This window comes from Paenibacillus chondroitinus NBRC 15376 (assembly GCF_004000765.1).
GTDB classification, from domain to species: domain Bacteria; phylum Bacillota; class Bacilli; order Paenibacillales; family NBRC-103111; genus Paenibacillus_E; species Paenibacillus_E chondroitinus.
On the sequence record NZ_BILW01000002.1, the window covers coordinates 118,348 to 139,405 of the forward strand.

20 protein-coding genes are annotated in these 21,058 nt (G+C 48.2%); 5 read left to right on the top strand and 15 right to left on the bottom strand.

Going from position 1 to position 21,058, the window contains the following annotated elements; translation table 11 throughout:
• Window positions 1–3: 3 nt before the first annotated feature.
• From PCH02S_RS03035 to PCH02S_RS03045, 3 genes are all read right to left on the bottom strand, one after another.
• Entirely contained in the window at window positions 4–1,773 is a 1,770-nt protein-coding gene (locus tag PCH02S_RS03035; RefSeq protein WP_164819416.1) for a cache domain-containing sensor histidine kinase, read from the bottom strand.
• 129 nt (window positions 1,774–1,902) lie between these two features.
• Window positions 1,903–3,942 carry a beta-galactosidase gene (locus PCH02S_RS03040; protein WP_127450516.1) on the bottom strand — a complete coding sequence of 680 codons (2,040 nt, stop codon included), beginning with the start codon at window positions 3,940–3,942 and terminating at the stop codon, window positions 1,903–1,905.
• A 195-nt stretch (window positions 3,943–4,137) separates the two neighbouring features.
• Window positions 4,138–4,614 carry a DinB family protein gene (locus tag PCH02S_RS03045; RefSeq protein ID WP_127449957.1) on the bottom strand — a complete coding sequence of 159 codons (477 nt, stop codon included), beginning with the start codon at window positions 4,612–4,614 and terminating at the stop codon, window positions 4,138–4,140.
• Window positions 4,615–4,839: 225 nt separating this feature from the next.
• Here PCH02S_RS03045 and PCH02S_RS03050 point away from each other — a divergent pair, with 225 nt between their 5' ends.
• Window positions 4,840–5,742, top strand: a complete 903-nt coding sequence (locus PCH02S_RS03050) for a LysR family transcriptional regulator (RefSeq protein ID WP_127449959.1) — start codon at window positions 4,840–4,842, stop codon at window positions 5,740–5,742.
• A 326-nt stretch (window positions 5,743–6,068) separates the two neighbouring features.
• On the opposite strand, the gene PCH02S_RS03055 is transcribed toward PCH02S_RS03050, so the two are convergent.
• The 8 genes from PCH02S_RS03055 to PCH02S_RS03090 form a co-directional block, all read right to left on the bottom strand.
• Window positions 6,069–6,395, bottom strand: a complete 327-nt coding sequence (locus PCH02S_RS03055; RefSeq protein ID WP_127449961.1) for an L-rhamnose mutarotase — start codon at window positions 6,393–6,395, stop codon at window positions 6,069–6,071.
• Window positions 6,396–6,626: 231 nt separating this feature from the next.
• On the bottom strand, window positions 6,627–6,974 hold the full coding sequence (locus PCH02S_RS03060; RefSeq protein WP_127449963.1) for a hypothetical protein: 348 nt from the start codon (window positions 6,972–6,974) through the stop codon (window positions 6,627–6,629).
• A gap of 98 nt (window positions 6,975–7,072) precedes the next feature.
• Complete coding sequence (locus tag PCH02S_RS03065) at window positions 7,073–7,546, bottom strand: DinB family protein (protein ID WP_127449965.1); 474 nt, start codon at window positions 7,544–7,546, stop codon at window positions 7,073–7,075.
• A gap of 78 nt (window positions 7,547–7,624) precedes the next feature.
• Window positions 7,625–8,260 (bottom strand): ThuA domain-containing protein, encoded by a 636-nt coding sequence (locus PCH02S_RS03070; RefSeq protein WP_127449967.1) that lies wholly within the window; start codon window positions 8,258–8,260, stop codon window positions 7,625–7,627.
• Between the two features lie 20 nt (window positions 8,261–8,280).
• The gene (locus PCH02S_RS03075; RefSeq protein WP_127449969.1) at window positions 8,281–9,006 is read right to left on the bottom strand and encodes an SDR family NAD(P)-dependent oxidoreductase; all 726 of its coding nucleotides are present in this window, start codon (window positions 9,004–9,006) and stop codon (window positions 8,281–8,283) included.
• A gap of 26 nt (window positions 9,007–9,032) precedes the next feature.
• Window positions 9,033–9,719 (bottom strand): ribose-5-phosphate isomerase RpiA, encoded by a 687-nt coding sequence (gene rpiA, locus PCH02S_RS03080; protein WP_127450518.1) that lies wholly within the window; start codon window positions 9,717–9,719, stop codon window positions 9,033–9,035.
• Entirely contained in the window at window positions 9,709–9,939 is a 231-nt protein-coding gene (locus tag PCH02S_RS03085) for a DNA-directed RNA polymerase subunit alpha C-terminal domain-containing protein (protein WP_127449971.1), read from the bottom strand. The genes rpiA and PCH02S_RS03085 overlap by 11 nt, the downstream gene beginning before the upstream one ends.
• A 7-nt stretch (window positions 9,940–9,946) precedes the next feature.
• Window positions 9,947–11,407, bottom strand: coding sequence for an aminotransferase-like domain-containing protein (locus tag PCH02S_RS03090; RefSeq protein WP_127449973.1), 1,461 nt, complete (start codon window positions 11,405–11,407; stop codon window positions 9,947–9,949).
• 129 nt (window positions 11,408–11,536) lie between these two features.
• Here PCH02S_RS03090 and PCH02S_RS03095 point away from each other — a divergent pair, with 129 nt between their 5' ends.
• From PCH02S_RS03095 to dctP, 4 genes are all read left to right on the top strand, one after another.
• Window positions 11,537–12,154 (top strand): LysE/ArgO family amino acid transporter, encoded by a 618-nt coding sequence (locus tag PCH02S_RS03095; protein ID WP_127449975.1) that lies wholly within the window; start codon window positions 11,537–11,539, stop codon window positions 12,152–12,154.
• A 1,292-nt stretch (window positions 12,155–13,446) separates the two neighbouring features.
• A complete protein-coding gene (locus PCH02S_RS03100; protein ID WP_127449977.1) occupies window positions 13,447–13,950 on the top strand; it encodes a TRAP transporter small permease in 504 nt (167 codons plus the stop codon).
• Window positions 13,950–15,242 carry a TRAP transporter large permease gene (locus tag PCH02S_RS03105; protein ID WP_127449979.1) on the top strand — a complete coding sequence of 431 codons (1,293 nt, stop codon included), beginning with the start codon at window positions 13,950–13,952 and terminating at the stop codon, window positions 15,240–15,242. The genes PCH02S_RS03100 and PCH02S_RS03105 overlap by 1 nt, the downstream gene beginning before the upstream one ends.
• Before the next feature lie 33 nt (window positions 15,243–15,275).
• Window positions 15,276–16,337 carry a TRAP transporter substrate-binding protein gene (dctP, locus tag PCH02S_RS03110; protein WP_127449981.1) on the top strand — a complete coding sequence of 354 codons (1,062 nt, stop codon included), beginning with the start codon at window positions 15,276–15,278 and terminating at the stop codon, window positions 16,335–16,337.
• 29 nt (window positions 16,338–16,366) lie between these two features.
• Here the strand turns inward: dctP and PCH02S_RS03115 are convergent, their stop codons facing one another.
• From PCH02S_RS03115 to melA, 4 genes are all read right to left on the bottom strand, one after another.
• Complete coding sequence (locus tag PCH02S_RS03115; RefSeq protein WP_127449983.1) at window positions 16,367–17,125, bottom strand: response regulator transcription factor; 759 nt, start codon at window positions 17,123–17,125, stop codon at window positions 16,367–16,369.
• A gap of 4 nt (window positions 17,126–17,129) precedes the next feature.
• Window positions 17,130–18,974: a sensor histidine kinase gene (locus tag PCH02S_RS03120; RefSeq protein ID WP_127449985.1), complete on the bottom strand. Its 1,845-nt coding sequence runs from the start codon at window positions 18,972–18,974 to the stop codon at window positions 17,130–17,132.
• Between the two features lie 74 nt (window positions 18,975–19,048).
• Window positions 19,049–19,366, bottom strand: coding sequence for a cupin domain-containing protein (locus PCH02S_RS03125; RefSeq protein ID WP_127449987.1), 318 nt, complete (start codon window positions 19,364–19,366; stop codon window positions 19,049–19,051).
• 139 nt (window positions 19,367–19,505) lie between these two features.
• Window positions 19,506–21,011 carry an alpha-glucosidase/alpha-galactosidase gene (gene melA, locus PCH02S_RS03130; protein WP_127449989.1) on the bottom strand — a complete coding sequence of 502 codons (1,506 nt, stop codon included), beginning with the start codon at window positions 21,009–21,011 and terminating at the stop codon, window positions 19,506–19,508.
• Between the last annotated feature and the right edge of the window lie 47 nt (window positions 21,012–21,058).

Sequence of the window (21,058 nt, forward strand, 5' to 3'; positions counted from 1 at the left end):
TTGTTACCCTCTTTTCGTCATCGGAATTCGAATGGTAATGCGTGCACCGCCATCCGTGCGATTCTCTACTTGAATACCGAACTCTTCGCCAAACGTCAGCTTAATCCGTTCGTCAATATTTTTCAGGCCGATGCCTGTGCCTTTGGATTGGCGCTCCCCTGTCAGAATTTTTTCCAAATAAGCCTCATCAATCCCTGGGCCATTATCTTCAACGATTAGAAAGACAGCATCGCCTTCCTCCCGCCCCCAAATGTGGATGATGCAAGGTTCCAGCATAACCTCGACCGCATACTTAATCGCATTTTCGAGCAAAGGCTGCAGCGTCAGCTTCGGAATGCAATGAGCTCGCAAAGCTGCCGGAACGTCGAGCCGGAAATCCAACCGCTCCTCGAAACGCACCTTTTGAATCGTAATATAATGCTGCACAAGCTTCAGCTCGTCTTCAATCGGGATCATATCCTGCTTCAAACTAATCGATGAACGGAGCAGATAACCCAGTGATTCCACCATTTGCGAAACTTGCTGCTGCCCATTCATCTTGGAAATCCAGTTGATCGACTCCAATGTGTTATACAGAAAATGCGGATTGATCTGCGCTTGTAAGGAGCGAAACTCCGTTTCTTTGATAATCAGCTGCTTCGTGTAGTTCTCTTTGATCAATTCCTGTATGCGCACAATCATCATACGGTACGTCCGCTGAAGCAGTCCCACTTCATCCATCTGCTGCGAAATCGGTGCAATGGGCGGAAGCTCCGAATTTTCCAGATCGCCAATCTGCAGCCCCCGCATATTGCTTATTAAGCCTTCAATGGGACGAGTAACGCTTCGCGCAACCGCCATACCGAATCCAACCAGCAGAAAAAATGAAATAAGGAATGCGGCGATCATCCAATTTTTCATCAATGTCAGATTATAAAAAATCGTTTGAAAAGGCAGCGTGTTGTAATAGGTCCAACCCAAATAATCGGAATGAATATGCGACACGAAATATTTCTCGCCATCTTGTTCAATTATGCGAAATCCCCTCACAGATGCTCCTACCGGACTGTTTTCACTAATCAATGACTTCATGCTCACAGACCTCGGGTACACTAAAGTCCCCTTGGAGACAATAATGAGCTCGCCGTCGCGGGTCACAGCTTCTCTCGCATATTGATTCACCATCTTGTCCAAATTGACATGCAGCACCAGGCTGCCAAGCTTCTTCAGCTCCAAATTGTCGGAGGATCGGATTTGCCTCGTTGCAATAAGGCTGTAATCCTGCTCATCCGGATTTACCCAGCCTAAGCTGCCCGCTCCGCGATCCGAAGTTTCTTGGATCAGAGCTTTCCGCTCAGGAGAAAGCGTTGTCAAATTTCCGCTGGAGTAGCTGTTTCCCATCACGTCGGTAATATCCGCGGCTGAAATATACGTCTCCGAGTTGATATACTGGACCAAGCGGTCTACGAGCTTGGCGCGGGATTGGATGCGGATATAATCCGATTCATTCGAATTCATCACAATCAAGTGCTGCTGAATTTGTTCATCCGACATGATGCTGAACGTCAGCCGTTCCACTTTGTTCAGTTCATTTTCAATCAATGTGGAGGAAAGATTCAGAACTTGGGACGATTTCTCGTAAATCTGCTGATCATACATCGAAAAGGCGATCTGTAAACCTACCAGCGAAATGCTGGAGCTTACAGCCATTGTAATCGTAATAAGCAGAAACAGCTTCGCTTTAATCCGCATATTCCGAATTTCATCGAACCAGAGGCGGAAGCCTGTTTTCATGTAAAGTTCACCACTTTTCTTTCTGTGTAAGGTCTTGTAGCACTGATTCTTCGCGGTGGAGGGCGCCATTCCCTTTAACTTCATAAAAAAAGGATGCTGGAATTAACTCCCAACACCCCATTTATCGACCTAAGACCTGCTTCGTTTCAGAACTCGCACCCCGTAAGGTTGAAGTACTATGCTTGGATTGACGGTACCTGACCCCGCTGTCCCCTCCGAAATTAGCATATCGGAATAGGATTGTTCATCGAGCAAAACCGTCTGATCTTGGTCGCTGAAATTCATCAGGAAAATGAAATCATGCACCCCGTCCGTGCGGATTTGTACTGTAACTTGATGAGGCAATTCCGTTTGTAATGCCGGTTTGATTTTGGCCTCTTTTATAATCTGCTTATAGAAGCTGTTCTGGAATGACTGCTCCGCACGAGCTGCCATATAGTAAGCTTTTCCTTGACCAAACTGATTAACGGTCAGGGCTGGTCTGCCCGCATAGAAATCTTCACCATAGACGGCAAGGGCCTGAGCCCCTTCCAAGTGGATCAGCTCGCACAGCTCACGAACCTTAAAAGCCCCTGTTAGTTCAAGCGGGTTCCCCTCGGTGCAGATGATTTGATTTTCATCCTGATCGTAAAGCCCGTCAATCTCTTCCGACCAAATGCCAAGCGTTTGACGAAGCGGCCCTGGGAATCCGCCAAGGAAACATAGATCGTTCCCATCGACAACGCCCGACCAGTAGGTAGCTACGAAAGTGCCTCCACCAGCAACGAATTGTTCAATCCGCTCTCCGACCCCTGGACGAACCATATAAAGCATTGGAGCGACAACGAGCTTGTATTTGCTAAAATCGCCAGTCATATCAATGACGTCAACCGGAACGCCCTGATCCCAAAAAGCTTGATAATGGCTTAGAACCGTCTGCTCATAGTTGATTCCCATATTGCGTGGACCTTGCGAATCTTTCACGGCCCAACGGTTCTCCCAGTCGAAAATGACGGCTGTTTCCGCCGGCACTGTCGTACCCAAAATTTCCGTCAGCTGCTCAAGATGACCGCCCAGCTCTGCAACATCACGGAATACGCGCGTGTGCTCATGACCGACATGATCGACTACTGCGCCATGCAGCTTTTCGCTGGAGCCACGGCTTTTGCGCCACTGGAAATACTGCACAGAATCCGAGCCGTGAGCGACAGCCTGCAAAGAGGACAGCAGGTGCATACCCGGCCGCTTAAGCTTGGAAACGGGCTGCCAATTCGTTGTGCTCGGCGTGCTCTCCATCAGCAGAAACGGTTGTCCACCACGCAGGGAGCGAAACATGTCATGATTGAGCGAGAACCAAGCGGCCAAGCTGCTTTGATCCTTGGCATGATGCCACGTTGGATAAGCATCCCATGAAATCACGTCCAACACATCTGTGAACTTCCAGTAATTCAATCCTTCGTAAGCGTCCATGAGGTTAGCTGTCACAGGAAGTTCTGCGTTGATGGCTTTCAGTGGAGCGATCTCGTGACGGCAGAAGTCAACCGTCTGGTCTGTCACGAAGCGTTTCCAATCGAGATTCATGGCATGCACAAGTTTCTCGCCGTGTGGTGCCGGGGATTCGATTTGCGACCAGCTTGTATACGTGTGGCTCCAGAAGCTTGTCCACCATGCCTGGTTCAGCGCTTCAAGTGTTCCGTATTTGCTTTGCAGCCATCCGCGAAATGCTTCTTGGCAATAATCACAATGACAATCATCGCTATATTCATTGGAGATATGCCAACCTACAACGGCTGGATGCTGAGAATAGCGTTCAGCCAATCTTCGATTCATCTCCGTTACTTTCTCACGATAAACAGGGGAGGTGTAGCAATGGTTATGGCGTGCACCAAAAAGATTGCGCACACGATTGGCGCCAACGCGCAGCACTTCCGGATATTGCTCCGCCATCCATGCCGGTCTTGCCCCGCTTGGGGTAGCCAACCAGGCGTAGATGCCATTCTCGGCAAACGTATTCAGCACGCGGTCCAACCATTCGAAGGTAAACACCCCTTCTTCCGGTTCAAGAGCAGTCCAACCAAAAATGCCGACAGCCATGACATTGCATTTGGCAAGCTTCATTAAACGAATATCTTCTTCAAGCACCTGCGGATCATGCTGCCATTGATCGGGATTATAATCGGCGCCATGCATGAAAACAGGAAGCTTAGGACTAACAGGCGGAAATTTGTATGGCAAGCTGTTCACCTCTTGGATATTAGTGGCGTTGATCGAATTGTCAATTTCATACCATAAGTATCCATGACATCGCTTACTAGTGCAACCTCATTTTTCATTTAAAAAAACCGAAGCATGGTTGAGCCATGCCCCGGCTTATGTTGTTTATGCTTACATGCTTTTACTTTGGATTACCTTGAGTAAACAATCACAGGTTGCTAGATGCATCCCTTCGTGAACGACTCCGAAATTGAGCAACTCTCCTACTTTATAAAATGTGAGCGGTCCAAATGGCAATGGATTTTCGAATGTAGCCTCGAGGCTCTCTGGGGATAACTCGCTTATTTGGTTTAGCTGGGCGGATAACTGTACGATGAGTTCTTCTTTTGATGGTGGAAGGTGGGTCCAGCCTGCCGGCGATGTCCCGGAATTGAAGAATGTGGCATAGCTTTCGGGAATGATCGAATCCTTCGCAAACCCGATCTTCATATAAGCGTCCATCCAATAAATCATGTGTCCAACGTTCCAGCGAATCGTGTTATTGTAGGAATCTGCTTGAATATCAAATAGTTCCTCCGGGATGCCCTGTACCTTGTGAAGTACCACTTGACGTACTGTTTTTGCCGTGCTGATAATGGTTTCTGACATTTGATTTCCTCCTTTTGGGTGAGAAGCATTTGGTATGCTTTTAGTATAGATTTCACGGGAGGTACCATCAATGCAGTGCAAATTACCGAAACGTTAAGTCTAAGTTAATGATCATGCATTGACAGAGATATAAGATGACGCAACAATAAGGATTAGAAATGCCTTCCATAAAAGATTGAAAATGCCTTCCAACTTCAGCGATGTTTTTGAAAGCGAGTGTGAGCTATGGAGTTAAAGCAGCTGCAGTATTTTATGGCGATTTGTGAGGAGCGTCATTTCACGAGAGCCGCCGATAAAATGGGAGTGAGCGCTCCCAATATCAGCCAACAGATCAGAAGATTGGAGGAAGAATTAGGCGTTCTCCTTTTCGATCGCATAGGCAAAACAATCGTCCTCACAGAAGCAGGAGCCATTCTGCAAGAACATGGTGCTGCTGTGTTCGGGCATCTGAAGCAAGCGAACGATGCCATTGCCGATCTGAAGCAAATGCAAGGCGGATCGTTATCGATCGGTGTTTTGCCCGGTGATGCGGATCTCATGTTTAACGCCTTGCTGCTGAGTTTCCATCAAACCTATCCCACCATTATACTCTCTTTGATGGAAACCACGAGAGTCACGGAACAAGTACTGGACCGAAGCATCGATGTTGGCGTCACAATCGGACCTGTCAGCGATGAAAGGCTCACCGCTATCCCTCTATTCCATGAAGAATTTTCACTGGCTGTAAGTAGGAATGATCCCCTTGCTACTGAGGATTTCATCCCACTAAGCCGGCTGAATAACTTAAAAATGGTCATGTTTCCTCCCGAACATCAATGCCGTAAGCTGATTGACCGCTTCTGCATGGAGAAAGGGTTTACACTGCAGCCGCATATGGTGACTACAACATTATCCTCCCTCCTCCAAATGGTGCAGAGCGGAGTTGGCGCCTGTGTGCTGCCACGCCTGCTGCTCGATACCCTTCCAAACAAAGAGATAAAAGTGGTTAGCCTGAGGCAGCCTACACCTTCCCAGGACATTTGTCTCGTCTACCGCAGTGACAGGTATGTCGGATATGCGATGCGTACTTTTATTAAAACGCTTAGAGCCTACGTCGATGATGTCATCCAACAAGCGAAATCTTCGTAGGGGGATAAGGGAAGACGCCTGCTGCATAGGTGAGTACGCGGTCCTCCACCGGCTTGCCTCTTGCGAGCAGAAGCTGTCGGCTAACGGACTGAGTGGACTCTAATCGCCGCTTTTGGGAGGGTTTTAGCTTCTAACGGACTCCAGTGCCGCTATTGGCCGTGAATTTGCCTAAAACAACGACAAAATCCAAAGATAACGCCGCCTCAGTCCGTTAGCACCTCAAATTCAGCCGAATTCGGCAGAATAACGGCAGCTGAGTCCATAAAAAATGGCTATCCCTCCGTCATTCTCATGACTTCTGGAACAGCCTGTTCGTAATTTATGTACTATGCCAAATAAAAAACTTCGCGCATCGGTTGAATCGGTACGGCTTCACGGAAGTCGAAGGAGCCAACGACCATTTTGCTCGTAATTGCATTCCATCGATTGCAAGCCTCACTCTCAGCCAAGTAAGCAAAAGCGGTTTCCAAATCATCGCATAAAAAGCAATAAAAGAATTGATTGCCATTTTGGAAGATGGAGTAATCCCTGATTCCTGCTTTGCTGTGTTCTTCCATAATTTCTGGCCAAGGCGCCAAATGCATTCGGACGTATTCCTCCAGATCTTCCTCCCGAATCGTCCATGTCCATGCGAACTTCCCGCTAGTGGTCATGCGTTACACCCTCTCCCCATTTATTGGATAACCGATTACTTTTACTTTACCGCGCTAAGTCTGTCCCGTCAATGCTCATCCCCCTCAAAATAAAAATAAACAAAAAAAAAGAAGTCACAAGGACTTCCGTTTTTTCGCTTTTACATTTGTTTGAGACTACGAGATGCATATACAAACCAAACAAAAGAAGCAAAACAAAGCAGAGCAATAAACCCATATCCGCCAAATACATCATAGCACGCTCTCTCCCACATAGTTCATTGAAGCACCCGTGACCATACCGGAAAGCATAACCAGCGAGACATTGGGATTTTTTCTAAAAAAACGCAACGATGCCGCGACATACGTTTTAAAAGGGATAGCTTTCTCAGCATCCGTGCCATCCGCACATTTCTGCGGCTCAATCAGCAGGAACTCCAGCATTAGGGCAATACCCGAACTGAGAAGCGATAGCCAGTAGTTCAGCTCAAGACCGAATTTACCAGCGAGCAGGCTCCCGCAAAGCTGTTTGCCGAACGATCCTCTCCGAAATCTGATTGGGTAGATGAACTCAACCGGATGGGAGGTGCTCGTGAACAACGAAACGTTACGTCTTAACAGGGAGGCCTTGCGAACTTGTTGAACCTCATCACTTGAGGATCTCCTCCATTCGTCAAAATCTCATTTCGTTGAATAATTTATTGGGATAATAATACCTTGTAAATTTTAATAACACTAAAATGCATGCCTTCATGATATAAATTAAAGCTGAGGAACTGCTCTAAGGATTCGAGTTTCATTCCTGCCGAAGTTGTATAAGGCGTCACGTTGTCTTGCAGCCGGTCACCCAGTTCACCGCTAATTCTCTCAATCTGATTTTTAAGCAGAAATTTCAACTCTGAGAGAGTAGGAACGACAATGTCCGATGGCGTAGTTAAAGGAGATGTCTTGTATTCAAATTGCTCCTTGAACCCCTGTGGTATTTGAACAGGCAGCTCCATGTATTGAAAAGCATACCTTTCCATGACGACATAAATGTGTCCCAACTGCCAACGGATTGAATTGCGGAATCCATTCGGAATCTGGTCCGCCGTCTCTTCCGAAATCCCTTCAACCGCTTGAAGAACTTGATTTCTAACGAATGCCAACTGCCTGAATAAGAAATGTTCCAAAATCCTCACTCCTTTAACTCTTTTGGCCTATTGTAGCACACATCCCCATTAGGAAGTATATGGAAAAACAGCTTTATTCTACGCCTGCCTGCTCAACCAACGTGCGCTGTTTAGCACAAGACGTCGGTAGGCTTCAGGTTGGAAAGAAGGAGCATGATGTCCAGGCTGCAAATACACAACCTTTCCTAAACCATAAGCGTGCTCCCATGCCGCGGGGTACCGTTTCCCTTCAAATTCAAACTCCATAAAAACCGTTTTCTTCGTAAAAGGATCAAATTCGAACAAGTACGGCTCTTCGTCCAAGTTGAAGTTATCGACACCTTCCAGTAAAGGATGCTCGGCGGCTGATCCATAATAAGCTAGTGGCTGGTAAGGAGGATGCCCCGTAAACTTGGCGCCGATCATCTGCAGCAGCTCATAGCTCCGCTGAAGTGAAATACCATTATGGATAACCAGCAGGCTGCCTCCTCCTGCCACATAGCGCAGTAGTCCTGCCGTTTGCTGCTGTGTCAGGTCTCGTTTCCAACAGTCCGTATAGGAAATACACAGTGGAAACTGGTTGTGATCCAGCTCCGACAAGACTTGATAGTTTTCCGTAGCGGTTAGCGCAAACTCGTCGCCAAGAATGGCTGCAAGCTGCTGCCTGGCAGGCTCCAGTGGATGCCAAGGAGCATCCGTGTTATCGCCGATCAGCATGACTTTGATCTCCCTCATATGTCCTTCTCCTCCTTCCTTTACCAAGGCAGCTCTTTTCCGCTGTCGGCTTCGATATAAAGCGGCAGTGCCATAAGCTTGTCCTTGTGCTCTTCAATTCGATTCAAAATATTCGCGGCGGCTTCTTCCGATGTATAGGTGCCAGCCGGATTCCATGCGCCACTCATATATGATTTGACCCAGCCGGGGTGGATCAGCAGGACGCGCCCGCCTTCTTTGCGAATTTTATTATGAATGACCGTGGACCCCATGTTCAGAGCCGACTTGGCCATACAGTAACCGAACCATGCATCCCGATGGCTGTTCGCTATGCTGCCCGCTTCGGAGGATATGTTAACAATCAGCTTGCCGCCATTCATGATCGGCTCCAGTAAGTTATTGGCCATGCGAATAGCGCCAAGCGCTGACACATTATACACTCGCTGAATCTCTTCGAAATCAAGGTCATCTTCAATCGTCTTCACCGTATCGCCGAGAATGGCGGCATTGTTGATCAAAAACTCCAATTGATTGGACTTGCTTTTGATATAACGAGCTGCTTCCTTGACACTTTCGTCAGATCCCACATCCAGTTTGAAAACGTGCAGTTGACTCGGAAATTGAGCTCCAAGCTTGGTCAACTCCTCGTTATTGCCCAGAATGCCGCCAGCAAAAACGGTGTATCCCTGATGAAGTAAAGCTTCAGTAATCGCAAGTCCAATCCCTCTGTCCGTTCCGGTTACACAAACTGCTTTGTTCAACAACATCCCCCAGCTCCCATCATTCCTAGTTATTAGACAAGCTTTAGCTCTTCCACAGATCCGTCTTGATAACCAACGATGACTCTCGTTGCCATCTTAATAAATAACCCATTATCGACGACGCCCGGAATATGGTTGATGGCATCATGGCATTCACTTGGACTTTTAATCTGCTTAAAATCACAATCCAGGATGTAATTGCCATTATCCGTCGTAAAAGGCTGCTGATCCATCATTCTCAGCTTTGGTTCACATCCAAGCGCGCTAAGCTTGTTGCGTGTAAGCTCATAACCAAACTTCACAACTTCAACCGGCAAATGGAATTTCCCCAACTGGTCGACAACCTTGCTTTCATCAACAACGACAATAAGCTGTTTGCTGGATGAAGCGATGATTTTCTCACGGAGCAGCGCGCCGCCCCCGCCTTTGACCAGATTCCACGCACCGTCAACTTCGTCAGCGCCATCAATCGTTACATCTATCTCCTCTAGTTCAGAAAAAGGAATCAAGGGAATTCCAAGCTCTTTAGCCAAGTTCTCGGATTGTACGGAAGTTGCCACTGCCTTGATTTGCAGCCCGCTCAGAACTCGCTTGCCAATTTGTTGAATAGCCCAATAAGCTGTGGAGCCCGTGCCCAAGCCTACTGTCATACCATCCTGAATATACTCCACTGCTTTTTCGGCGGCAGTTCGCTTGGGATTACTACTCTCATGATTCATCTGCAAATGTCAGTCCCTTCTCGGCAAGCGCACGGCGAAGAGGATCCAGCGACTTGGGTCCCATGCCATGCAGCTTCATAATCTCTTTCTCGGTTGTTTTGCTAAGTTGTTCAAGCCTGTGATATCCGGCGCCTGCGAGTGCACGAAGGGCAGGATTTGAAAGCTTAGGCAGGTCTGATTGCTCGTCTTCCTTATTCATCTGCGTGTCATTCGTTAACATACCTCGCTCACCTTTCCAATCTTTTTTTCCCAACCAAATCTCGAATTAAAATCGCTACTCGCTCAAGTCCCCATTCCAGCTCATGCAGCTTGGCATAGGCGTACGAGATGCGCAAATAGTTGCCTGTAAGTCGATTATAAATCGAACCCGGATTTAACAAAACACCCTCTTTGAAAGCTCGCTCGAACAGGATTTGCATCGGAACATCGACTGTTAGCTGTACCCAAATGTAGAAACCTCCCTTCGGAACTGACCAAGTGGCGATCCCAGTGAAAAAAGCTTGGAGCAGCTCCACTGTCCTATCCCTTCTCAACTTTAGCTGTATCCTGATCGTCAGAAGATGCTCCTGATACAACCCTCTTCCCAGCCACTCCGCTGCAGCCCATTGAGAGACAGAACTCGAACCGTAGTCATTCTGCATTTTAATATCCGCTAATCGTTCGATAACAGGTTCCGGAGCAACCACCCAACCAATGCGAAGCCCTGGACTTAACGTCTTGGACAGTGTCCCCAGATACAGGACAAGTGCATGAGGGTCCCTCGCTTTAAGTGGCAAAGGAGGCGGTTCATCAAACCATAGCTCCCTATACGCGTCATCCTCAATAATCGGGAGACCTTCGTCCGCGCAAGCATTCATTAGCATCTGGCGCCTTCCTTCGGGCATCAAAATGCCGGTTGGATTTTGAAAAGTAGGAATTGTGTAGAGCAGCGAAGCGTTATAGCCCTTTTTGTGGCGCGCAATCTGGTTCGTAAGCAGGCCATCCTCATCCATGGGTAACCCTACAAGCTTAATATGGTTCGACTGAAAAACATGGACAGAATACAAGTAGGACGGCTTTTCTAAAAGAATCGAAGAACCTCGCGGCAGCAGCCCGATTGAGATGAGCTGTAAAGCTTGAAGAGCCCCGGAGACGATCAGGATGTTCGATGGCGAAGTATGGACGCCAATGCCTTTCAGGTAGGCTGCCAGCTGTTTGCGCAAATAAAGATTCCCCTTCGGCTCTTCATATCCTAAGAGGAACGAATTCGTCGAGCTTTCGGCGAAAATCTCCTTCATCCGCTCCGATGGCAGCAAATCCGGCGAAAGCTCCCCGGTTCCAAGCCGAATGATACCTTCTTGAAATTCCGCCCGATTAATGTGCTGGATCGTCGGCTGGTTGGGATAGTGTGCTCCAGCTTGTACATACGAGCTCCAGTCTGGAGGAGGAGAAGCCGTTAACAGGTTCCAAGAGTTATTAATAACTCTCGTTCCGCCTTTGGTATTGCCCTCTAATAGCCCATCAGCAATCAAATCGCTGATCGCCGTGACCACCGTGCTGCGGTTCACGCCAAAATGCTCAGCCAAAGCCCGCTGCGATGGAATTTTGGTCCCCACCGCCCATTCACCCAGCGATATTTTATGGATAATAAACTCTTTGATCTGTTGATATAACGGAGTTTCAGATGATAAATCAGGTCGCCAATCCATCGTTTCCTCCTTCCTTACAGCTCCACTATATCATTTGGTTGGGGTCGATGCCATCCATTTGGACGGAGACAAATATCAAAATCCCTCTATACTAAGTAAGAATTCGACAGCTAGATTGGAGTGATGATTTTGTTTCAAACGATTTTACATGCGGTTGTTTTGGGCTTTGGACTTATTTTACCGGTTGGGGTGCAAAATGTTTTTGTGTTTAATCAAGGCGCCACCCAGCGCACCTTCCTTGGGGCATTGCCCGTTATTCTCACAGCTTCCCTCTGTGATACCATCCTTATTCTCGCAGCGGTATTCGGAGTTTCCCTTATCGTGTTAACTTTTTCGTGGCTGCAAGCGGCATTGTATGGAATCGGCTGCGTCTTCCTGCTCTATATGGGCTGGGTGCTTTGGCGCAGTAACCCGAGCAGCTCTTCTTCTACCCGGCAAACGGAGGAGGTGCCGCAGCCGAAAAAGCAAATTTTATTCGCGGCTTCCGTCTCCTTACTGAATCCCCACGCTATTTTAGATACGATTGGAGTTATTGGCACAAATTCATTGAACTATGCCGGCGGGGACAAATGGGTGTTCATGATCAGCATCGTGTGCGTGTCATGGCTGTGGTTTTTTGGATTAGCCTTTGCAGGACGGCTCATTGGTAAACACGATACAAGCGGGCGTTTTATTGCGAGATTAAATAAAGTGTCGGCTTGCATGATATGGGGCGTGGCCGTGTATATGGGTTTGCAGTTTTTGTGAGCTGCGGGGAAAAGATGCATGCTACCCAATTCAATGCATATGGCTGACTCAGCCGATATGCGAGAACTGTAGCATCCGGATGCTGATGGAATCTCATGCTGGCGCAGCAGTTCCGTTGGATGAAATCCAACGAAAACTGCAATTTCGCCACACAATGCGCCGGTTGATTGGATAAAATCCAATCGGGCTTGTGAAATTCACCTCAATTAGCGCTGAAATTAGACCTCGCATTGGAATATGTCCAATGAAACGTGGGATTTGCGCATTTTTAGGCTGATTTCATTGGAATTTGTCCAATGAAAGCAGCTGCTGAGGTGGTGTTGGGGTGTTGGGGTGTTGGGGTGTTGGGGTGTTGGGGTGTTGGGGTAAGGTGAGTAGGAGTAATACTGAGTAGGAATGTAGAAGTGCAGTTGAGTAGAAGTCAAGGAGAGTAGCTGAGTAAATGTAGGCGAGCGAGTAATGAGCCGTACGTCCGCTTTATTTAGCGTTGCACCTCACCTCCACCCCGATGAACACATTAAAGCCCACTCCCCGTTGTATTTTTTACAACATACAGACGCTTTTTACGCTGCAAACTCATCTTCATTGCACAAAATACAATCATTTGAACCCGAAATGACAAAAAAGTGCCCATTTCATGCGAAATGGTTGTATAAACTACAACATAGACGAGTAAAAAGCCAGATAGACACCCATTTGGTTGTACAAACTGCAATGTAGTGCAGTGTGGCACCAAGGAGCACTGCCTTTATTCCACTGTATGGCCACCTCTCTACCTCGCTTCTCTTCTCACTACTCTACTCTTTCCCCTCTCCACTCTTCGCCACAACTAGTTTACTCACTCTACTCTTCAACCCTCCTCTTGCTACTCTACACATTCCCCTCCTCACTCTTCGCCACTACGACTCTACTCACCCTACTCCTCAACCCGCTTCTCGCTACTCCACTCATTCCCCCTACATTCTGCACCACTGCTACTCTACTCACCCTACTCCCCAACCCGCTTCTCGCTACTCCACTTATTCCCCCCACATTCTGCGCCACTACGACTCTAATCACACAACTCCCCATCCCGCTTCTCACTTTACTCCAAACTCATCCCATCACTTCTCTACATACTCCTCCTCTCACTCCACTCCAAAACTTCTCTCCTCTTGTCCTCCCCCAATCTCCTAAAAATACTACAAAAAAACCTAAAAGCAATGGCGTACCAGCCCAAACGCTGGGACGCTATACTTAAGTCAATCCAAATGAAAGCACTTACAAAATAAGAGAAGGGAGGTCGCTTTACGATGCGGTTACTTCGCAAAATAGCGCTAGGCATCGATACTTTTATCGAATCAGCCGCACTGATCGGCTTGCTCAGCATGATTATTATCGTTACTGTCCAGGTGATGACGCGCAAGCTGTTCGATTTCGTTTTCTTCTGGTCCGAAGAAGTGACCATGCTGCTGCTCATTTGGTTCTCTTTCATGGGCATTGCGATCGGCTTTCGAGAAAAGCTTCATCTCGGCATTGATTCCTTCACGCACAAGCTTCCAGCATCCATCAACAAAGCACTGGATAAAGTGATCGAATTGGTCATCCTCGCCTTCGGAATCTATCTGGTGTTCTATGGCTGGGATTTCACCGTCATGATGAATGAATCCGAGCTGCCGGCCACCGGATTGCCCAACAGCACACTTTATGTCATCATGCCGATCACCGGCGTTATGACCTGTGCTTATGCGCTGCTGCAACTGTTCGGGATCGAGACGAAGCGGCATGTCAATCTTCAAGAAGGAGGCAATCATTAATGGATCCGACCATTGCCATACTCATTCTTTGCGTCGTCTTCATCCTCCTGATCATCCTGCGCTTTCCGATCTCGCTAGCTTTAGCCGGTTCATCGCTGCTCACTTTGCTTTATTTGAAAGTGCCGCTGGCTACCGTTGGCCAGACGATGATTCAAGGGATGAATTCGTATTCGCTGCTGACCATCCCGTTCTTCATCCTGGCCGGCCAAATCATGAGCGAAGGCCAGATGGCCTTGCGCCTCATCAATCTCGCCCAAGTTCTCGTAGGCGGTATTCGCGGGGGCTTAGCCATGGTCAACTGCGTTGCCTGCATGTTCTTCGGGAACATTTCCGGCTCCGCCATTGCGGATGTTTCCTCGATCGGCTCCGTCATGATTCCCATGATGAAGAAAAAAGGCTACGACACCGACTATGCCGTAGGTGTCACCGTCTCCGCCGCCATTCAAGGCGTCGTCGTTCCGCCAAGCCACAATCTCGTGCTGTACTCTCTGGCAGCTGGAGGAGGAATCTCGATTGCTTCGCTTTTTCTCGCGGGCATCGTTCCAGGCTTGATCCTCTGCGTATCGCTTATGATTACAAGCTATTTTATCGCCATTAAGCGCGGCTATACCAAAAGCGAGGCCGTTCCCCTGCGGGACATTCCCAAAATTGTGCGCGACGGTTTGCTCTCTCTTTTAACAGCGGTCATCATTCTTGGCGGTATATTCACCGGTTGGTTCACGGCTACAGAAAGCGGCGCGCTAGCTTGTTTGTACGCTTTTATCCTCACCTTTCTCGTATACCGGGATATTCCGATCAGCCGCATGTGGGTCATCTTGAAACGCACGTTCCGAACCGTCGCGATGGTGCTTTTCCTCATTGCCGCTTCCGCTACCTTCAGTTATGTGCTCGCCTTCCTCAAAGTTCCCGGCATGCTGACGGATTGGATGCTTGGCATCACCGACAGCCCTATTATTATTCTACTGATCATCAACGTCTTGCTGCTCTTGCTTGGCGCACCTATGGATATGGCTCCGCTCATCCTGATCATGACGCCGATTCTGCTGCCTGTCGTCACCGCGCTTGGGATGGACCCTGTTCACTTCGGCATCATTATGATGTTAAACTTAGGCATCGGATTGCTGACGCCTCCTGTTGGAACCGTTTTATTCGTCGGCTCCGCCATCGGCAATATCTCAATTTCGGAAGGCACCAAAGCCATGATGCCCTTCTTCTATGTCATGTGCGTCGTGCTCATGATCCTGACTTATATCCCTGGACTGGTGATGTGGCTGCCAAATCTTATGAAATGACCAACTAATTTTATGAAAAAGGGGATCACCACTATGAAAATGAAAAAATCATATATAACCGCACTTAGCACGATGCTCGGTGCAAGTCTGCTGCTAGTCGCTTGCGGCGGGGGAAGCACTCCGACAACCGGCAGCTCGACAAAAGCTCCGGGAGCAGCCAGCCCTGCAGCAGCCAAGAAAGCGGAAGGACCGAAACTAACTTTTCGCTTGGCTGAAACACATCCCGCCGACTATCCGACAACACTTGGCGATAAAAAATTCGCCGAACTCGTCAATCAAGCCTCCGATGGGCGCATCAAAATCGACGTCTTCCCAGCTTCCCAGCTTGGTGAAGAGAAAGCTGTTATCGAACAGGTGCAATTGGGTGCGATTGAGTTCACTCGCGTCAGCACCGGAGCGCTTGGCGGCTTCAACAAACAATATGAAGTGTTCAGTTTGCCTTATATTTTCGACAATGACAATCACCAATGGAAGTTTCTAGAGAGTGAACAAGGCACAAAGCTGCTGGACAGTTTGGAATCCTCGCGTATGAAAGGGCTTGCCTACTACAGCTCCGGAGCGCGTCATTTCTACTCCAAGAAGCCGATCAAAAGCATTGCCGATCTGAAAGGACTTAAAATTCGCGTGATTCAAAACAAAGTGAACATCGATCTCATGAACGCGCTAGGCGCGAATGCAACGCCTATGCCATACGGCGATGTGTTCAACGCCCTGCAAACTGGCGTCATTGATGCCGCAGAGAACAACTATCCGAGCTACTTCTCATCCAATCATTTTCAGCAGGCGAAAAATCTCATTCTTGACCAGCATCAGCGTGTGCCGGAAGTGCTTTTAATCTCCAAAGTAGCTTGGGATAAACTGAGTAATGACGACAAAGCGCTGATCAAAAAAGCAGCCCTCGAATCCGTCAAAACGCAAAAAGCCGAATGGGATAAATTCGAAAAAGACTCCGAGGCCAAAGTTAAAGCGGCTGGAGTCACGATCACCGATGTGTCTGATCTCAAGCCATGGCAGGACGCGGTAAAGCCGGTTATCGAGAAGTACCGCGCAGAGTACAAAGAAACGTTGGAAGCTATTGAAAAGGCGAGAAAATGATAACAAACCAAAAGGAACCTGAGATCAGCTCAGGTTCCTTTTGGTTCTTGCAGCTTCCCTCCACTTTTCCGATATTCCAGAGGAGAGCTCCCAGTCAGCTTTTTAAACGTATTGCTAAAATAAGCAATATCGCCGTAGCCCAACCTCTCGGCGATTTCAGATACGCGCAAAGCTGTTTTGATAAGCAGCCGCTTCGCCTCTTCCATTCTCATGAGGATAACATAGTCAACAAACTTCCCGCCCGTTTGCTGCTTAAACAACTGACTCAAGTAGCTGGGATTCAGATGAACCAAAGCTGCCGCATCGGTTAATGTAATTTCCTTCGCTAAGTTAGCTGCTACAAACTGCTGCACTTGCTCAATAGCTGACATTTCAGCCGTTGCGAGTGAACCTTCCGTTCCTCCTATGGCCTCTTTTAACATCGCTCTGCCTTGTATCCATCGCTCCAAGCAATCCGCCATCGCCTCCATTTCCACCGGCTTCAGCAAGTAGTCTTTGACCCCGTAGCGAATCGCTTTCTGTGCAAATTGAAAATCGTCATAACCGCTCACAAGCACCAGATTGGCTGTCATCGCCGCCATCTGCTCAGCCAAACCGATGCCGTCCATAATCGGCATTTTCACATCCGAAATCACCAGATCCGCCGCATGCTTCTGCACCGCATCCAAAGCTTCCAGGCCGTTAGCGCATTCCTGCACAATCGTAACGGGAAGCTTTGTTTGCTCCACAGCCTTGCGCAGCACAACCCGAACCCATTTTTCATCGTCGACGAGAATAATTTTGTACATGTCCCTACGCTCCTTCCCGCATCCCAAGTCCCAGCGGCAATTTCAAGCTAACGGTCGTCCCTGTGCCTGCACGGCTTTCCAGCTCTAACCCGTAAGCTTCTCCGAATAAATAGGCGATGCGCCGATGCACATTCACGATCCCAATTTGTGAAACAGCAGCAATCATATCCTTTTGCAGCAAATCGAGCTGCAAAGCACGCAGCTTTTCTGCCGGAATCCCCGTCCCGGTATCTTGGATCTCGATGACGAATTGCTGCTCATCCAGTTTTTTAGCGGAAATAGTAATATGAACCTGACGGTCGCTCGTCTCAATGCCGTGGATCACGCAATTTTCCACTAAGGGCTGCAGCGCAAACTTCGCAATCAGCTGATTTTCCGCCCAATGCGGGATTCGAAACTCGTAACTAAGCTTCTCTTCAAAACGGTACTGCTGTATCCGCAAATACATCTCACAAATGTGAATTTCCTGCTGCACAGAGCTCGTAGCACCCGCATGATTCAAATTGTAGCGCAGCAGCCTCGCCAAGGAGGCGACTAATACCGAAATGTCGGTCATATCTTTGTCCAGCGCCATCCCCCGCACCGTTTCCAAAGCATTCATAAGAAAGTGAGGATTCACTTGGGACTGGAGCACCTTAAGCTCCGTTTCCTTCTGGCGAAGCTGAAGATCCTTCTCCCGCAGCTGGGAGTAATAAATCTCGTCGAGCAGGATTTGCAGCTTTTCCACCATTTTATTAAAATCATTCGTCAGCTGCCCGATCTCATCCTTCGATTCGATGTCCACCCGAGCTTGAAAATCTCCTTCTTTTACCCGTTTCATAAAATACTGCAGAGCCCGGACCGGCCGAACGATACTTGTCGCAAAGCCGATCCCGATTAGATAAGCGATCACGAGCGTCACAGCTACCGTCCACCAAATGGTTTGCCGAATATATTGTGTTCCGTGCGTCAATTCATGCTCAGGAATGGTCGTTACCAGCCGCCAATTCAAATAGGAAGATCGGCTAAACGTATAAAAGGGCTTATCGCCGGTTAACGACTGATAGGATCCGCTCTCCTGCTGCAAAATATAGTCCAGCTGATCCCACGCCGCCAAGTGGCCAATATCCGCGTACTCCGGGGAATAAATATACCTGCCGTTCGGGTCTAGAATCGATAAATACCCTGTTCTGCCAATCGTTACACGTTCAGCAATTTCTTGAATACGTTTGAAATTCACTTCCATGATAAGAGTGGCCACGGGTTCTAAGGTATTGGGACTGACCAATCGCTTCACGATGGAGAGGACCGGCACATCTTCCAGCTCATACCGCTCCGAAGGCGGACGAATAATGAGCATAATGTCGCTGTTGGACGGCACGCTGGCAAACCATGGCTCCTCGATAAGCTGCAGCGCTGGTGTCACATTTTTATCCATACTCGTGTCGAGCACCGTTTGATTTTCCATAATCAGCATGATCCGGGAAATGTCCGAGCGGGAGTAAGCCGTATCTTTCAGAAGCTGCATCATCGGCTCCCGAATGCCCGAATCCCGCACTTCCTGCTCACTCGTCATACGAAGAAACTGCTGCATGGAGGGATGATTTTGCATCCGGATGGAGTCGATTTCGAAATCCCGAATGTAATATTCGATGTGCAGCTTCACCTGCTCGATGATTTGTTCGTTGCTTAAACTCGCTTCCTCGCGCAGCACTTCCGACGACTTCTGATACGAGATGAGCCCAACGATAACAAGCGGAATAACGACCAACATAGCGGAATAGACAAGCAGTTTGACGGTCAACGGCCGATCGCGCAAAAATAGACTCCTATAAAACCACGTCCAAGCCCGGCGGCTTTTTCTACCCATAATTGCCTCCTCCCGCCTACAAATGTAAACGCATTCACATTAAAAGAAAGAAAACCAGTTGCAAGAGCAACTGGTTAACGTTTCACAAGATCTTCACGAATCGGTGTAAATACATCCAGCAAAGCAGATGCTTCCAAGGCTGTTACGCCATGCTGCGCTCCGCTAGGTATGTAAACCGTTTCCCCTTGTTCGATGACCGTCACAACACCATCTATCGTAAACTCAATTTTGCCTTTTAGGCAATAGGACATTTGTTCATGCACATGGCTGTGCTGATATCCTACGGCTCCTGGCTCAAAGTGAACCTCCATCATCATTAACCCGACTTCAGCTTTCAAAATGCAGCGTTTCACGCCCGGTTCAGCCGGTTCCCATACGCCAATATTCGACATCTAACTTACCCCTCTCCCATTTGAACGATCCTAGAAAAATAAAAAAGGGCCGCAAGCGGCCCTTCACTTACAAAACTAATTATAACCCAAAAGAACCAAAATGAACATACTTGAAAACAAACGAACATTACGTTTCCTATTAGGATGAAACAGCCGCACGGTCTTTCCCTTTGTCTGCTTCGCCCGCATTTTTGTTAGCGGCTTGCCGGTCCTGCTTCATTTCTTCCACTGTTTTCACCTTCAAGCGCGCTGCGCCTTCATAGTCTCGGGTAGGAATGAGATTGCCGGCGGCAAGGCGATTTTTGGCTTCTTCAATGGCAGATCCGTACTGAGGCAGCCATTTCTCTTGGGCAACCAACATCTCATCCACCATTTGCCAAATTTCTTTCGGATTGCAGACAGCTCCAACGAGAGGATCCATCATAAACGCTTGACGAAGCAGTTTATCGTCCCCATGCACAGCCGCTTCCACAGCAAGACGCTGCACAGAAATGCTGACATTACATACGGCAGCAGGGCCTAATGGCAGATCGCCTACATGCGGCATCGAAATGCCGTTGCCATCCACATAACCCGGTGCTTCAATGATAGCATCGTTTGGCAGATTCGAGATGACGCCGTTATTCACCAGGTTGAAATGTCCACGATATACACGGCCGGTTTCAAGTCCCTCGATGATATAGGAGCCGTGCTCTTCACTGCGCTTCTCCGCTTTGTACTCCATTGCCTTATCCTTCATCCAGTTCGGGAAATCCGTCTCAAACCAGTTCCGCCCTTCCGTACATACGCGCAGGTAACCGCCGGTTTCCCCGTTAATCCAGCTTCCCAGATCAATCCAATCTTGGATTTCGCTCGCGCGTTTCCGGTACCAAGGCACATACTCGCTAAGATGTCCGTTGGATTCTGTGCTGTAGTAGCCGAAGCGACGTAGCATGTCGATGCGCACTTTCTCCGTGCGAGCATATTCCGGATGGTTCTCGAACGCTTCAAGCAGGCCTTGCGTCAGATCCTTGCCTTGGTGACGAGCTTGTATATACCAAGTTTGATGATTAATTCCTGCACAAATGATATCGACTTCTTCTTTGTTCAAACCGTACACGTTAGCAATTTGACGATGCCCGTGCTGCACGCCGTGACATAAACCAATCGTCCGAACGCCGCCGTACGTATTGCAAGCCCATGTCAGCATCGCCATCGGATTCGCATAATTTAACAGCAGCACATCCGGCGAAGCTACGTCGCGAATGTCTCCGCAAATACGCAGCATTTCCGAAATCCCGCGCTGTCCGTACATAATGCCTCCGGCGCACAACGTATCCCCGACGCACTGGTCAACGCCATATTTAAGCGGAATATCGACATCCGTTGCAAAAGCTTCCAGACCCCCGACGCGAATCGTACATAACACGTATTTTGCGTCTTTCAAAGCTTCCCTGCGATCCGTGCTTGCTTGAATTTTAATGTTCAGACCATTCTCCACAATATCTCTTTGGCACAGCTCAGTTACCATATCCAAATTATGTTGGTTGATGTCTGTAAAAGCGACCTGAATATCTTTAAACTCAGGAACTGATAATAAATCCCTTAGTAATCCGCGTGTAAAACCAATACTTCCCGCTCCAATAAAAGCCACTTTAAATGACATATTTATCGCCCTCTCTATCGTGTTTTCTACCTTTCACATTGTATCAA

Excerpts from the sequence above, each read along its gene's own strand:
- PCH02S_RS03085 (WP_127449971.1), bottom strand. The coding sequence starts at position 9,939 with ATGTTAACGAATGACACGCAGATGAATAAGGAAGACGAGCAATCAGAC.
- PCH02S_RS03090 (WP_127449973.1), bottom strand. The coding sequence starts at position 11,407 with ATGGATTGGCGACCTGATTTATCATCTGAAACTCCGTTATATCAACAG.
- PCH02S_RS03105 (WP_127449979.1), top strand. The coding sequence starts at position 13,950 with ATGGATCCGACCATTGCCATACTCATTCTTTGCGTCGTCTTCATCCTC.
- PCH02S_RS03115 (WP_127449983.1), bottom strand. The coding sequence starts at position 17,125 with ATGTACAAAATTATTCTCGTCGACGATGAAAAATGGGTTCGGGTTGTG.
- dctP (WP_127449981.1), top strand. The coding sequence starts at position 15,276 with ATGAAAATGAAAAAATCATATATAACCGCACTTAGCACGATGCTCGGT.
- PCH02S_RS03050 (WP_127449959.1), top strand. The coding sequence starts at position 4,840 with ATGGAGTTAAAGCAGCTGCAGTATTTTATGGCGATTTGTGAGGAGCGT.
- PCH02S_RS03070 (WP_127449967.1), bottom strand. The coding sequence starts at position 8,260 with ATGAGGGAGATCAAAGTCATGCTGATCGGCGATAACACGGATGCTCCT.
- PCH02S_RS03100 (WP_127449977.1), top strand. The coding sequence starts at position 13,447 with ATGCGGTTACTTCGCAAAATAGCGCTAGGCATCGATACTTTTATCGAA.
- melA (WP_127449989.1), bottom strand. The coding sequence starts at position 21,011 with ATGTCATTTAAAGTGGCTTTTATTGGAGCGGGAAGTATTGGTTTTACA.
- PCH02S_RS03125 (WP_127449987.1), bottom strand. The coding sequence starts at position 19,366 with ATGTCGAATATTGGCGTATGGGAACCGGCTGAACCGGGCGTGAAACGC.
- PCH02S_RS03035 (WP_164819416.1), bottom strand. The coding sequence starts at position 1,773 with ATGAAAACAGGCTTCCGCCTCTGGTTCGATGAAATTCGGAATATGCGG.
- PCH02S_RS03055 (WP_127449961.1), bottom strand. The coding sequence starts at position 6,395 with ATGACCACTAGCGGGAAGTTCGCATGGACATGGACGATTCGGGAGGAA.
- PCH02S_RS03120 (WP_127449985.1), bottom strand. The coding sequence starts at position 18,974 with ATGGGTAGAAAAAGCCGCCGGGCTTGGACGTGGTTTTATAGGAGTCTA.
- PCH02S_RS03075 (WP_127449969.1), bottom strand. The coding sequence starts at position 9,006 with ATGTTGTTGAACAAAGCAGTTTGTGTAACCGGAACGGACAGAGGGATT.
- PCH02S_RS03045 (WP_127449957.1), bottom strand. The coding sequence starts at position 4,614 with ATGTCAGAAACCATTATCAGCACGGCAAAAACAGTACGTCAAGTGGTA.
- rpiA (WP_127450518.1), bottom strand. The coding sequence starts at position 9,719 with ATGAATCATGAGAGTAGTAATCCCAAGCGAACTGCCGCCGAAAAAGCA.
- PCH02S_RS03040 (WP_127450516.1), bottom strand. The coding sequence starts at position 3,942 with ATGCATGGCGCCGATTATAATCCCGATCAATGGCAGCATGATCCGCAG.